This is a genomic window from Actinoalloteichus spitiensis RMV-1378, from assembly GCF_000239155.1.
GTDB lineage: Bacteria > Actinomycetota > Actinomycetes > Mycobacteriales > Pseudonocardiaceae > Actinoalloteichus_B > Actinoalloteichus_B spitiensis.
Window position 1 is genome coordinate 1 of sequence record NZ_AGVX02000380.1, and the last position, 12,369, is coordinate 12,369.

The following is a 12,369-nucleotide window of genomic DNA, read 5'->3' on the forward strand; positions in this document are numbered from 1 at the left end:
GGCCGGTGCCGGGGGCGGGTGAGGACGCGGGGCCAGCCGCCGACGGCCGCTGACGTCCGGGGTCACCGGGCGGGGGTCACCCGGGCCGCAGGGAGGACACCGGCATCGCCACCTCGGTCCGGACGCCGTCCCCCCAGCGCACCGTCACTGACTCCGGCCCCACCTCGACCGCCGGCGTGTGCGACGGCGCGCCGGGCTCGTCACCCGCGCCCGCCAACACCACCAGCGCCGCGAACACGCCGTGCGGCGACTCGCCCCGCGCGGCCAGCCACGGAACACCCGTCCAGTCGCCGAGCGGACTCGTGCCGTGCTCCACCAGCACCCCGGCGTGCGGCAGACCCGCCAGCGGCCGCAGCTCCGAGCTGAGCCGCGCCGTCGCCACCCGGGCCCCCGGCCCCTCCGAGGGCCGGACCTCGCCCGCCACCGGCCAGCCGCCCAGGCGCACCACGCGCCAGCGCTGGCCGGGAGCCGGTGGCGCCACCCGCACGACCCGCACCTCCACGCCGTCCCGCACGACCGAGGCCACCGTCACCACGGGGCCCGGCGTGACCGGGCCGGACCGGCCCGAGCCGTGGTCGGGGGAGGCATCGCCCGTCGAGTCGACCCAGCGGACCCGTCCGGAGGAGGCGGCGACCAGCACGTCCCCCGGTCGGTGTTCGGCGTGGAGCGTCCCGAAACCGGTGCGGTGGGTGGCCCGGTCGTCGGCGTCGAGCAGGACGACGGAGTTGTCCACGGGGTCCGCCACCGTCGGCCCGGTCAGCGGAGGAACCGTGGCGGTCGAGTAGCCCAACCGCGCGTAGAGCGGGGAGTCTGCGGTCTCCGCGCCGAGGGCCGCGTGGTCGGTCCCGTGGTTGACGACCGTGACGATCCCGTCCCGCCGCCGGGCGGTGACCAGCCATCCCGGCGCCGTGACCACCGAGGACACGTCCGCCGTCTCCACGGGCAACGGCAGCTCCGGCTCCGTCCACACCGGGTGGTCGGCGGGCAGCGCCAGCCCGAGCATCCCCTTGGCCGCCCAGTACGGGGACGCCGGACCCGAGTAGGACTGCCGCATGCCCGGCCAGCCGTGGTGCCAGCCCAGGGACAGCAACCCGTTCCCGTCCAGGGCCCCCCGGTCCAGGAAGTGCCGCAGAACGCCGCTCGCGGCCCGGCGGGCCTGACCGGGGGCGACGCCGCCGACACCGGCGAGGGCCCCCACCCAGAACGGTGCCGCGGCGGCGAACCGGTAGACGAGACTGCGCCCCTGGAGCAGCGGGGAACCGTCCGCGCCCACCAGCGCGACGGCGTCCCGCAGGTACCGGCGCAGGTCGCCGGCCCACGTCTCCCGCAGCGCCGGGGGGCACAGGGAACCGACGACGTCGAACCACTCCGTCCACAGCAACGGGTACAGGTGCAGCGCCCATCCCGTGTAGTGGTCGTAGGCGCGTTCCTCGGCGTGGTCGCTCAGCCACCCGCCCGGCCGCCGCAGCGACGCGTGCACCGCCAGGTCCGCCTCGACGTCCTCCTGGGACCAGGGGCCGCCGACCTCGCGGAGGAACGACTCCACCACGACCCGGAACCACACCCAGTTGATCGGCGGGTAGGGCTGGCCGACGACGGTGCCCAGCCACTCGACGGTCCGCTGGCGCACCCCCTCGTCCAGCCGGTCCCACAACCAGGGGCGGGTGAGCTGGAGGACGAGTGCCACCGAGGCGGCCTCCACCTTCGCCTGGCCCAGCTCGTCCGGTCGGGGCCAGCGTTCCGGTGACGACGGGTCGGTCCCGGCGGCCAGGCCCTCGGCGTAGCGTTCGAGCAGGCCGGTCGGGTCCGCCCCACCCGCCCCCGCCGTCCGGAACCCGGCCAGCAGGAACGTCCTGGCGAACCCCTCCAACCCGTCGGAGACCACCCCGTTGCGGCTCGCCGGGCCCGGCAGGTCGTACCGGGCGCCCAGCGGGGATCGGTGCCGGGCGGCGGCGGTGAGCATGTCGTCGGCGACCGCCTCCCAGTGCCGGCGGGTCCACCCCGTGCGGGGCGAGACCTCCCTGTCCTCGGCGGGGATCATGCCTGCACCGCCAGCGACTCGCGGGTGACGGGCGCCAGCGGCGGCAACCCGGCCGCGTACCGTTCGAGTTCGGTGAGCGCCGCCGCGCTCAGCTGCCGGGTCTCCGAGCCCAGCGATCCCGCGACGTGGGGGGTGAGCAGCACGTTGGGCAGGGCGTACAGCGGAGACGTCGAGGGCAGCGGCTCCGGGTCGGTGACGTCCAGGACGGCGTACAGGCGACCGCCCGCGCACGCCCGCTCCAACGCCTCGGTGTCCACCAGCGCACCGCGAGCGGTGTTGACCAGCACCGCGCCGTCCCGCAGCTCCGCCAGCTCGGCCGCGCCGACCAGGTGCCGGGTCTCCGGCAGGGAGGGGGCGTGCAGGCTGAGCACGTCGGCCAGGGGCAGCGCCTCCGCCAACGGCACGGGCTCCGCCCCCGCCGCCCGCACCGCCGCCGGGTCGGCCACCGGGTCCACCACCAGCACCCTGGCGAGGTCCAGCCGGGTCAGCAGTTCCGCCACCCGGCGGCCCACCCGGGAGAACCCGACCAGGACCACCACCCGACCCCGACCGGACAGTTCGCCGTGCCGTTCCCGGTAGCCCCAGTCGGCGCGGTGCACCCGCGCGTCCGCCGCCAGGAACGGGATCTTCTTGAAGGCCCACAACACGGCGGCCAGCGTGTACTGGGCCACCGGCTCCGCGTTCGCGTCGGCGGCGGTCGTGACCCGAACGCCCCGGTCGAACACGGCGTCGGTGACGTGCCCCCGAACACTGCCCGCGGCGTGCAACACCGCCCGCAGCCGGGGAGCCGCGTCCAGCACCTCGGCGGTCAACGGCGGACAACCCCAGGAGGTGATGAGCACCTCCGTCTCGGCCAGCCGGCGCAGCGCCGCCGGGGAGGACAGGTCGTGGGCGACCACCGGGTCACCCAGGGACGCCGCCGCCCGCAGCCGGGCGAGCTCCTCCGCCCCGAAGAGGGTGTCGAACCACGACGGGTCGAGCACCAGCGTCGTCTCCGGCCGCGACCGGGGGCGCCGTCCACCGCCGTCGGTCCCGTGCTCGCCGGGCAGGACCGGCCCCTCCGGCGCGCTCACTTGACGCTCCCGGCGGCCAGCCCGGAACGCCACTGGCGTTGGAGCACCACGAAGGCCACGATGAGCGGGACCACCGCCAGCAGCGAGCCCGTGATGACGAGCGGGGTGTAGGACGGGAACTGGGTCACGCGCGAACTCCACTGGTAGAGACCGAGGGTGATGGGGAACAGCTTCGGATCGGTGAGCATGACCAACGGGAGGAAGAAGTTGTTCCAGATGCCCACGAACTGGAACAGCAGGATCGTGACCACCCCAGGGCGCATCAGGGGCAGCGCCACGGTGAAGAACGTGCGCAGCTCCCCCGCGCCGTCCATGCGGGAGGCCTCCAGCAGCTCCCCGGGGATCGCGGCCTCCGCGTACGCCCTGGCCAGGTAGACCCCGAACGGGTTGGTGAGCAACGGGATGAACACCGCCCAGAACGTGTCCACGATCCGCAGCTCGGACGCCAACAGGTACAGGGGCAGCGCCAGCGCGGTGGTGGGGACCAGCACTCCGGTGAGCGTGACCGCGAACAACGCCCGACGACCGGGGAAGTCCAGCTTGGCGATCGCGTAGCCGCAGGCCGAGCAGATCAGCGCCCCCAGCAGCGCGCCCACCCCCGCGTACAGCAGCGAGTTGACCGCCCAGTGCAGGAAGACGCCGTCCTCCTCGGCGAGGAGGTCCCCGACGTTGGTGCCGAGGTTCCACTCGCCCAGCTCGAACGCCCCCGTGGTGGAGAAGTCACCGAGGCTCTTGGTGGAGGAGGTCACCAGCCAGACCAGCGGGAGCACGCTGTACAGCGTCGCCAACACCAGGACGACGTGCACCGCGCTCCGGGAGGTCCACCTGCTGCCGTTCCGGTGCGCCCCGTTCATCCGGACCTCCTCGTGGACAGCCGCATCACCAGCGCCGAGAGCACCGCGCAGGCCAACGCGAGGAGCAGCGAGGCCGCCGCCGCCCGGCCGTAGTCGTTGGTGATGAACGCCGCCTCGTAGACGTACAGGCTCGGGGTCCAGGTGCTGGTCACCGAGCCGGTGAACGAACGGAGCACCAGCGGTTCGGTGAACAGCTGGAGGGAACCGATGACCGTGAACACGAGCGCGACGAAGATCGTCGGTCGGATGATCGGCACCTTCACCGACAGCGCGGTGCGCACCGGGCCGGCGCCGTCGATCCGCGCCGCCTCCAGCACGTCACGGGGCACGGTGCGCAACGCGGTGTAGAAGATGATCATGTTGTAGCCCATCCACTGCCAGGTGGCCATCGTGACGATCGAGGGCAGCACGCCCTCCGACCCCAGCGGATCCCACGGCAGGACGTCATTGAGGGGGCCGATCCCCGGGCTGAACAGGTAGGCCCACACCAGGCCGGCGATGACGCCGGGCACCGCGTAGGGCAGGAACACCGCGAGCGACCACACCTGGCGCAGCCACACCACGGCCCCGTCCAACAGCAGCGCGAGGACCAGCGCGGCGCCCAGCATGAGCGGGACGTGCACCAGCGCGTAGCGGGCCACGTTCCACACCGACTCGGCGAAGGCCGGGTCCGACAGCACCGCGCCGTAGTTCGACAGCCAGACGAAGACGTCCTCCGGGCCGGAGAAACCCAACCCGGACAACCGCTCGGTGAACAGGCTCAGGTAGAGCGCGTACCCGATCGGCACCAGCACGGTGGCGAGCAGCAGCAGCGCGAACGGGGCGACCAGCAGCAGCGGGGCCAACCTGGCCCGACCCGCTCGCCCGCCCATCCGGCGGGGGGCGGGGGAGGGAGCCGGGCGACGAGCGGAGGAGTCCCCCCGGTCCGTGACGACGGTCATGCCGCACCACCGGCCCGCGCGGACAGCCCGCGTTCCCGCAACCCGGACAACGCCACGCCCTGCACCCGGCGCAGCGCGTCCGGGATCGTCGTCCGCCCGGCCGGCACCCCGCCGAAGGAGTCGGTGATGTTCGAGAACAGCCCCAGGGCGTTCGGCCCCCAGGTCCACTCGGGAACCCGCCGGTCCGCCTCCTCCAACACGTCGAACACCGGGTCGCCCACGAAGTAGTCCAACCCGACCTCGTCGCGGGCCACCTCCCGGTTGGGCAGGTAGCCGGGGAACGGCGAGGTGAACGTCGCCCCGATCCTCGGCACCTCCGGGTCGGTGCTCAACCAGCGGAGGAAGGTCATCGCCGCCTCCGGGACCTGGCTGTCCTCCGACACCCCGAAGGCGGTGCCCCCCTGCATCCCGTTGGCCGGCTCGCCGCCCCAGGTGGGCATCGTGGTGACCGCCCAGCGGCCGGTGTCGTCGGGAATCGACTTCTGCAACGTCCCCACGCTCCAGGACGCGCCGAGCAGCCCCCACAGGCGGCCCTCGTGCATGCTCGCGATCCAGTCCTGGGTGCCGGTGCCACCGCTGCCGACCAGGTCCGAGGAGATCAGGTCCTGCCAGTAGGAACCCGTCCGCAGCGTGCCCTCGCCGTCGACGTCGACCACCCAGGTGTCCCCGTCGATCCGCCACCACGGCTGGCCCGCCTGCCAGGACATCCCGGCGAAGAACGAGCCGTCGTTGAGCGGGAACGTCGTCAGCCTCGCCGCCGGGTCCGCCTCCCGCACCGCCTCGGCGGCCACTCGGAACTCGTCCCAGGTGCGGGGGACGGCGATGCCGTGCCGGTCGAAGAGGTCCGCCCGGTAGTAGAAGACCATCGGGGCGAGGTCCATCGGCACCGCCCAGGTACGGCCGTCCGGGCGGACCCCGCGCCAGGCCGCGTCCGAGTACCCCTCGGCGAGATCGCTCATGTCGTCGGTGATGTCCCGCAGCCCGCCGGTCGCCAGGACCTGGATCAGGCCCTGGTACTCCACGTGCAGGATGTCCGGCGCGTTGCGGGCCCGGATCGCGTTGGTCTGCTGCGCGTAGCCGCCGTCCAGACCGGCGGCGATGACGCTGAGCTCGACGTGCACCTCGCGCTGGGCGGCGTTGAAGGCCGCGACGTACCGGTCCATCCCGGTCAGCCACGACCAGATCCGCACCCTGGTCGCGCCGGAGGCGGTGGTCGAGGAGGAACAGCCGGACAGCGTCGCGCCGCCCGCGCCGAGGGCCGCCGCGCCCAGTGTCGCCCGCAGGAAGGCACGCCGCGACCAGCCGGTATCAAGCACCATTGCTTGGATGTCCCTTCTGGCGGTGGTTCGCGTCACTCCACCGTGTGAGAGAGTTCGACGTCAATCGTTGCGAGCGGAACCGAACGGAAACGAACAGGAACGAAAGTGACCGGGGTCTCGTCACCGGCGGGACCGGCTCCCGCCGACGAGGGGACCGGCCCCGGTCGGGCTCGCGCCGACGCCCCCGCCGACGACCCACGCGGAGGAGGACCACGATGCTGGCCTCACAGCGGCAGGAGCTGATCCTCGCCCTGGTGCAGCGGCACGGGACCGTCCGGCTGGCCGATCTCGCCGAACGGATGGGGGTCACGGCGGTCACCGTGCGCCGGGACGTCACGGCCCTGGCGGACCGAGGTCTCGTGCAACGCGTCCACGGCGGGATCACCCGCCCGCACCGGCCGAACCGCACCCCCACCGCACCCCGCCCAGCCCTCGGCGGGGCGTCCGGCAGAACCCTGGTCGGGATGGTGGTGCCCTCCGTCGAGTACTACTGGCCGCACGTCGTGCAGGGCGCCCAGGCGGCCGTGGCCTCGGCCGGGAGCAGACTGGTCATGCGCGTGTCCAGCTACGACCCGACCGAGGACCGCCGGCAGATCAGCGCGCTGGTCGACCACGGCGTCCGCGTCGTCCTCGCCGCCCCCGTGGTCCACGGGGACGCCGGCCTCGACCTGCTCCGCTGGCTGGGGAGCCTGCCGGTGCCCGTGGTCCTGATGGAGCGGTTACCGCCGCCGGAGCTGTCGACCCTCGCGCTCGACGCGGCCACCACCGCGCACGCCCTCGGCGCGGGCCTCGGGGTGCGCCACCTGACCGCCCTGGGGCACCGGGCCGTCGCCCTGGTCACCTCCCGGACCAGCCCCACCAGCACCGCGCTGCGCGCCGGGTGGGCGGCCACCACCGCCGAACTCGGCCTCCCCCACGACACCGACCTGGACATCGAGGTGCCCAGCTACGGGACGCCCGGCTGGCCACCCGTCTACGACGAGGTCCTGCTCCACTGCGCGGAGCGGGGGGTGCGGGCGATGCTCGTCCACGCGGACCGGGAGGCGATCGGCATGGTCGAACGGGCCAGGGACCTGGGCATCGACGTGCCGGGGCGCCTCGCGGTCGTCTCCTACGACGACGAGGTCGCCGCCGCCTCCGACCCCCCGCTCACCGCCGTGCGCCCGCAGAAGCACCGCCTCGGTCAGCTCGCGGTCGAACTGGCCCTGGGCAGGGCGGCCGAGGGCGACCGGCGACCGGTGCACCGCGTCCAGCTCTGGCCCACCCTGGAGGTCCGGGAGTCCTGCGGAGCCGCCGCCCCCGCCAGCGAGCTCTGAGGGCCCCGCCCGCTCCGGCCCGCCTGGCCCGGTGGCCCGGTGGCCCGGAACGCGGCCGCCACCGCTCCGCGCGGCACCTGCCCCACCCCCGCGGTTCGGCGCGTGCTGCCCCGGCGCAGAGGGCACCGATTCTGGTGAGGCTGCCTCGGGAGCGGCGCGGAGTCGCTAGCGTCGGCCGGGCAGGTCGTTCTTCGTCGGAGGCCCCCATGAGTGCACGACCGACCCCCTCGACCCACCCGCTGCCCGGAGACGGACCGACGCCCTGGCCCGTGTTCTCGGTGGCGGAGCGCGGCGACGACATCGTGGCCGAGACCCCCGTTCCGGTCCCGGACCACCTACCGAGGGAGATCCTCGGCTGGGCCACCACCGCCGCCCTGCTGTGGCCACTGGCCCTGATGCCCCTCCTCAGCCAACTGCTCGGAGCAGGGCACGTCCCGTGGTGGTGGGCGCTTCCCTGTGTCCTCCTGGTGTTCCTGGCCGCGGTGGTCACCGAGATCACCTACGACGCCGCCCACCGGATCTACGGGCAGCGCGCCACCGCGCTGCGGATCGCCGAGGTGCCCGCCCTGGCGGGCTGTGCCGCCGCCGGCGTCGGTACCTCAGCGCTGCTGCTCGGCCCCTGGCCTCCCGCCGACGGCGCCCCGTTCGACGTGGTGCTCGGTGCGCTGCCGGGCGCCCTCGGCGCCCTGTGCCTCCTCCTCGCCGGAGTGTCCGCGCTCCGAGCGCGACGCCGACTCCGCTACGTGCGGACCCGCCAGCGGACCATCCGGGCCCTCCGCGAGTGGGGCCGATCCGAACCCGGGGTGCTCACCGCCGTCGAGTTCCACCGGGAGTGGTCGGGCGGCAACCCACGTTTCGCCGCCACCGTGGAGGTCGCCGGCGCCCAACCCTCACGGACGATCCGCGCCCACCTGGTGACCACACCCGACCAGGTCCCCCGCCTGGGCAGCGCGGTCCTGGTCACCACGGACCCGTCGGATCCGGCCGTCGTCCTCGTCGACCTCCCCGCCGAACCGCCTCCCCGCTTCGAGGCGGACGGCGGACGCTACCGGCAACCGTCGAACTAGCCGGGCTGAGTGGCGGGCTGGGCCCGCCTCCCCACCGACCGTTGGGACCGGTCGGACGAGGTGACGACGACCCACGCCCGCCCTGACCCCTCCGGACGCGCGGCGCGAGCCCGGAGGGAGCCGGGAGGAGGCCGCAGGGCGGACGGTGGGTCGATCCGGGGGAGGACCCACGTCGTCATCCGGCGGGCTGCCGCCCTGGTCGAGTCCTCGTGTGGGGGCGGCAGGGGAGGAGGGCCGGCCACGGCGGCCCCGGCGAGCTGTCGCGGTGGAGGAGGCCGGGGCTACCGGGAACGGCGAGGTCAGCCGGGCCCCACGACCGCTCCCCCTGTCACGGTGCGGCGACGGCCAGTACGCCGGTCTCCGTGCCCAGCATGAAGTCCGGGAACACGATGATGCTGTCGCCGTGTCGGTGGGCCCGGCCGGACAGGGCCCGCCCGGTGCTGCCCGGGTCGGCGGCCAGCGGGCCGATCTCCCTGGTCGAACCGTCCGCCAGCGCGACGGCGATCAGCGTGGCTTCCTCGCCGGCGGAACCCCCGTTGGAGATCACCAGGGCCTCCCCGTCCTCGACGCCGAGGAGCACGTGTTCGCAGCTGGTGGCGACGCCCTCCCACGCCACGGCGCCGGTCGTCACGTCGATGCGGGTCAGGTTGTGCTCGCAGCCGCCGCCGGGCGTGACGATGCGCAGCAGCAGGCTGTCCGGAGTGGTCAGGACCGTGTGCGGCGGGGCGTCCCCTCGCAGCGGGCTCTGCCCGAGCGCCGGCGGTGGACCTTCCAGCACGAGGTCGTGCGTGATGCTCCCGTCGTCGGGGTCGAACACCACCACCGGGCTGGCCGTCGAGTTCAGGGGGAAGTGCCCGAGGACCGGCGGATCGGTGGACAACAGCTCGGTGCCGGTGGGCTCCCCCAGCGGGATCACCGACTCCGGGACGAGGGTCTGCCACCGCACCTCCCCGGTCGCCGCGTCGATCCGGGCCACGTACCGGTGGTCATCGCCCAAGGTCAGGTTCCTCGGTCGGCAGTCGCCGTGCACGTAGAAGCTGTCCGGGGCCGGGGTGAAGCCGTACACCGAGCACCGGGCCGGCTGTTCCGGGTCCGCGACGGGGTTGGGCATCCGCATCAGGTCCCACAGCTCCTCGCCCGAGTCGGCGGAGAAGGCGCGCATCCTCCCTCCGTCGTAGTCGGCCAACACCACACCGCTGGTGACGGCCGGTCGACGGAGACCGATCTCGTCGGGCTGCGCAGGGTGTTGTTCGACCTCCCACACCGTCTCCCCCGTGTCGAGGTCCACCGAGGACAGCAGGTTGCACAGCTCGCCAGCCTCGCCGTGCACGACGAACACCCGGTTCTCGTGCGTCTCGGCGCTGACGGCGCAGTACGAGCTGCCCTCCGGAGCCGGCCGTTCCCACGTCGGCTCGCCGGTGCCCAGGTCGTGGCCGACCATCGTCCAGTACTCCGCCCGCACGGCGGTGCTCTCGGTGACCCAGCTGCCGAGCAGGTCGTTCTCGTAGGGCTGGGTGACGGGAGCCGGTGCCGCCCACAGCGGCTCCGTCGGCGCACCTGGAGGTTCCGAGGCCACACCGCCCGCGGCGGGATCGGGCGCCGGGGGGTCCTCGCTGCCGCCCCGGGTCAGGACGACGGCGGCCACACCGGCCAGGACGACGGCTGGCACCGTGACGAGCGCGATGACCAGGCCTCGTCGCCGGGGCTTCCGGGGCGGCGGCCCGGCGGGCTGCCCGTGGTTCCAGGGGGGCGGTGCCTGCCCGCCGGAGCCCGGGGGCGCTCCCGCCCAGCCCTGGGGGTTGGCTCCGCCCTGCCAGGGGCCGGGTTGGCCGCCGCCCTGCCACGGGTTCGGTTGGCCGCCGCCCTGCCAGGGGCCCGGACCCGGCTGGTCGCCACCGCCGCTCACCGTCTCCCCCTCCGGCTGTCCCCTGACGCGGCGGTGCTGGTCGCCGACGCGCCGCGCGCCGGCCGAGGTGTGGTGTCCATCCGTTCCTGGTGCCCCCGTCGTTGTCCTTCGGCCGGGTCGGGGAACTCCCCCCACCGTCCCGGCTCGACCACGTATCCGGCGCGAGCGGTCACCCGCCGTGCCGATGCCGACCGGACTCTAGCCCCAGGGGCGGACCCGATGGGGTGGTTTCGGCGGAGCCTGCTCCGACGAGGAACGTCACCAACGGTGACGCGGGTGGGGCTCCGCCGCGTCCCCGAGCCAGGGGGTGGGCTCTGAGGCCAGCGCTCGGGGCGCTCGGCCGACGGCGTCCTTGGGAGCACGCGGACCCAGGACGAGACGGTTTGCGGAGGCCGGCCGCCGGGCACCCACGGCCTCCGCGAACCGATCCGGGCTCAGGGCGCGTCGAACGCGAGCACGGCGGTCCTCGTCATCGACGAGTCGACCGGGAAGACGACGACGCTGTCCCCGTTCCGGTGCGCGCGGCCCGTCAGCGGCAGCCACACCGACTCCGGGTCACCCCCGAGCGCGCCCAGGTGCCGCACCTGGCCGTCGGCCAGCGCCACCGTCGCCAGGGTCGGCGCACCGTTCGAGGAACCCACCGACACCAGCAACGGCTCCTCGCCCTCCACTGCGACCGGCAGCTGACCACAGGTGGTCTCGTCCGTCTCCCAGGCGATCGAACCGGAGTTCAGGTCCACCCTGGTCAGGGTCTCCTCGCACTCCCCGACGGCGGACCTGAGCACCAGCCCGCTCCCGTCGGACCAGGTCGGCACCGGCGGCGCCGCGCCCTGTTCCGGTTCGGGGTCCACCCCGATCGGAAGGCCGTCCACCACCAGGTCATGGGTGAGCGTGCCGTTCTCCGGGTCGAAGACCGCGATCGGCCCCGACTCCTCACCCCGCACGACGAGCCCGATCACCGGGGGGTTCGCGGAGAGCAACCGCACCGAGCCGGTCGTGCCCTCCTCGATGACGTCCCCGGGGACCACCGTCTGCCAGACGACCGCCCCGGTCTCCAGCGCGACCCTGGCGACGAAGCGCTGCGCCTCGCCGAAGGCGAACCGTTCGGGGGCGCAGTGCCCGCTGACGACGAGGAACCCCTCGGCCGGGGCGGCCTCGGTGGCACGGCAGGGCCTGGCCTCGGCATCGGCCGCGATCGGGTTCGGCAGTTCGACCTCCCACCGGATCTCACCCGTACCCGCGTCGTGCGCGGTGAGCCGTTCGGGGACGACGGAGGTCAGGGCGACACCGTTGGCCACCACGGGCCGCAGCACCGCGCCGGGGTCCGCCTCGTCGGCCTCCGGTGCGACCTGCCAGCGCGTCTCCCCGCTGTCCAGGTCGACCATCGAGAGCTGGTCGCAGACGTGCCCGACGCCGTGCGACACGACGATGCCGTTCTCGTGGGTCTCCGCGCTCAATCCGCAGTACCGCTCGTCGCCGGAGGACGGCAGCTCCCAGCGGACATCCCCGCTGGCCAGGTCGTAGCCGATCACGGAACCGGCCTCCGCGCGGACCGCCGTCGTCCCCGTCACCCAGGAGCCCAGCAGCTCGTGCGCGAACGGGTCCTCCGAGGCGACGGGAACGTGCCATCTCGGCTCCTGGGCTTCGCCGACCGGCACCGCGCCGTCGACGCCCTCCCCGTCCTCCACCTCGGTGCCGGCGGCTGCCGGGGACCCGGACGGTTCGTCCCCGCCTCGGGTCAACACCACGGTCAGCACGATGCCCAGCACGACGACGGGAACCGCGACCAGCGCGGCGAGCAGACCGGTCCGACGCGGACGGGGCGGCTGGGGCGGGGGGTAGCCGGGCGCCC

Annotated in this window: 9 protein-coding genes; 2 read left to right on the top strand and 7 right to left on the bottom strand. The window is 74.2% G+C overall.

Annotated elements, in window-relative coordinates; genetic code table 11:
• Nucleotides 1-76 precede the first annotated feature (76 nt).
• The 5 genes from ACTIDRAF_RS0216780 to ACTIDRAF_RS0216800 are packed head-to-tail and all read right to left on the bottom strand — an operon-like array spanning nucleotide 77 to nucleotide 6,228.
• On the bottom strand, nucleotides 77-2,041 hold the full coding sequence (locus ACTIDRAF_RS0216780; protein WP_016699880.1) for a DUF2264 domain-containing protein: 1,965 nt from the start codon (nucleotides 2,039-2,041) through the stop codon (nucleotides 77-79).
• Nucleotides 2,038-3,114 (bottom strand): hydroxyacid dehydrogenase, encoded by a 1,077-nt coding sequence (locus tag ACTIDRAF_RS0216785; RefSeq protein ID WP_016699881.1) that lies wholly within the window; start codon nucleotides 3,112-3,114, stop codon nucleotides 2,038-2,040. Before ACTIDRAF_RS0216785 ends, ACTIDRAF_RS0216780 begins: the two co-directional genes overlap by 4 nt.
• Nucleotides 3,111-3,968, bottom strand: coding sequence for a carbohydrate ABC transporter permease (locus ACTIDRAF_RS0216790; protein WP_016699882.1), 858 nt, complete (start codon nucleotides 3,966-3,968; stop codon nucleotides 3,111-3,113). The genes ACTIDRAF_RS0216785 and ACTIDRAF_RS0216790 overlap by 4 nt, the downstream gene beginning before the upstream one ends.
• Nucleotides 3,965-4,909, bottom strand: coding sequence for a carbohydrate ABC transporter permease (locus tag ACTIDRAF_RS0216795; protein WP_016699883.1), 945 nt, complete (start codon nucleotides 4,907-4,909; stop codon nucleotides 3,965-3,967). The genes ACTIDRAF_RS0216790 and ACTIDRAF_RS0216795 overlap by 4 nt, the downstream gene beginning before the upstream one ends.
• Nucleotides 4,906-6,228, bottom strand: a complete 1,323-nt coding sequence (locus tag ACTIDRAF_RS0216800; protein ID WP_016699884.1) for an ABC transporter substrate-binding protein — start codon at nucleotides 6,226-6,228, stop codon at nucleotides 4,906-4,908. The genes ACTIDRAF_RS0216795 and ACTIDRAF_RS0216800 overlap by 4 nt, the downstream gene beginning before the upstream one ends.
• A gap of 215 nt (nucleotides 6,229-6,443) precedes the next feature.
• On the opposite strand from ACTIDRAF_RS0216800, the gene ACTIDRAF_RS0216805 reads away from it, so the two are divergent.
• On the top strand, nucleotides 6,444-7,544 hold the full coding sequence (locus ACTIDRAF_RS0216805) for a substrate-binding domain-containing protein (RefSeq protein WP_016699885.1): 1,101 nt from the start codon (nucleotides 6,444-6,446) through the stop codon (nucleotides 7,542-7,544).
• Between the two features lie 206 nt (nucleotides 7,545-7,750).
• Entirely contained in the window at nucleotides 7,751-8,611 is an 861-nt protein-coding gene (locus tag ACTIDRAF_RS0216810; RefSeq protein WP_157163086.1) for a hypothetical protein, read from the top strand.
• Nucleotides 8,612-8,939: 328 nt separating this feature from the next.
• On the opposite strand, the gene ACTIDRAF_RS0216815 is transcribed toward ACTIDRAF_RS0216810, so the two are convergent.
• Together ACTIDRAF_RS0216815 and ACTIDRAF_RS0216820 are read right to left on the bottom strand one after the other, a co-directional pair.
• Nucleotides 8,940-10,517, bottom strand: a complete 1,578-nt coding sequence (locus ACTIDRAF_RS0216815; RefSeq protein WP_157163087.1) for an outer membrane protein assembly factor BamB family protein — start codon at nucleotides 10,515-10,517, stop codon at nucleotides 8,940-8,942.
• Between the two features lie 434 nt (nucleotides 10,518-10,951).
• Nucleotides 10,952-12,369, bottom strand: a 1,418-nt coding sequence (locus ACTIDRAF_RS0216820) for an outer membrane protein assembly factor BamB family protein (protein ID WP_016699888.1), incomplete at its 5' end; no start/stop codon positions are given.

Bases quoted from the DNA above. Each gene is read 5' to 3' on its own strand.
- ACTIDRAF_RS0216780 (WP_016699880.1), bottom strand. From the start codon at position 2,041: ATGATCCCCGCCGAGGACAGGGAGGTCTCGCCCCGCACGGGGTGGACC.
- ACTIDRAF_RS0216790 (WP_016699882.1), bottom strand. From the start codon at position 3,968: ATGAACGGGGCGCACCGGAACGGCAGCAGGTGGACCTCCCGGAGCGCG.
- ACTIDRAF_RS0216795 (WP_016699883.1), bottom strand. From the start codon at position 4,909: ATGACCGTCGTCACGGACCGGGGGGACTCCTCCGCTCGTCGCCCGGCT.
- ACTIDRAF_RS0216800 (WP_016699884.1), bottom strand. From the start codon at position 6,228: ATGGTGCTTGATACCGGCTGGTCGCGGCGTGCCTTCCTGCGGGCGACA.
- ACTIDRAF_RS0216805 (WP_016699885.1), top strand. From the start codon at position 6,444: ATGCTGGCCTCACAGCGGCAGGAGCTGATCCTCGCCCTGGTGCAGCGG.
- ACTIDRAF_RS0216810 (WP_157163086.1), top strand. From the start codon at position 7,751: ATGAGTGCACGACCGACCCCCTCGACCCACCCGCTGCCCGGAGACGGA.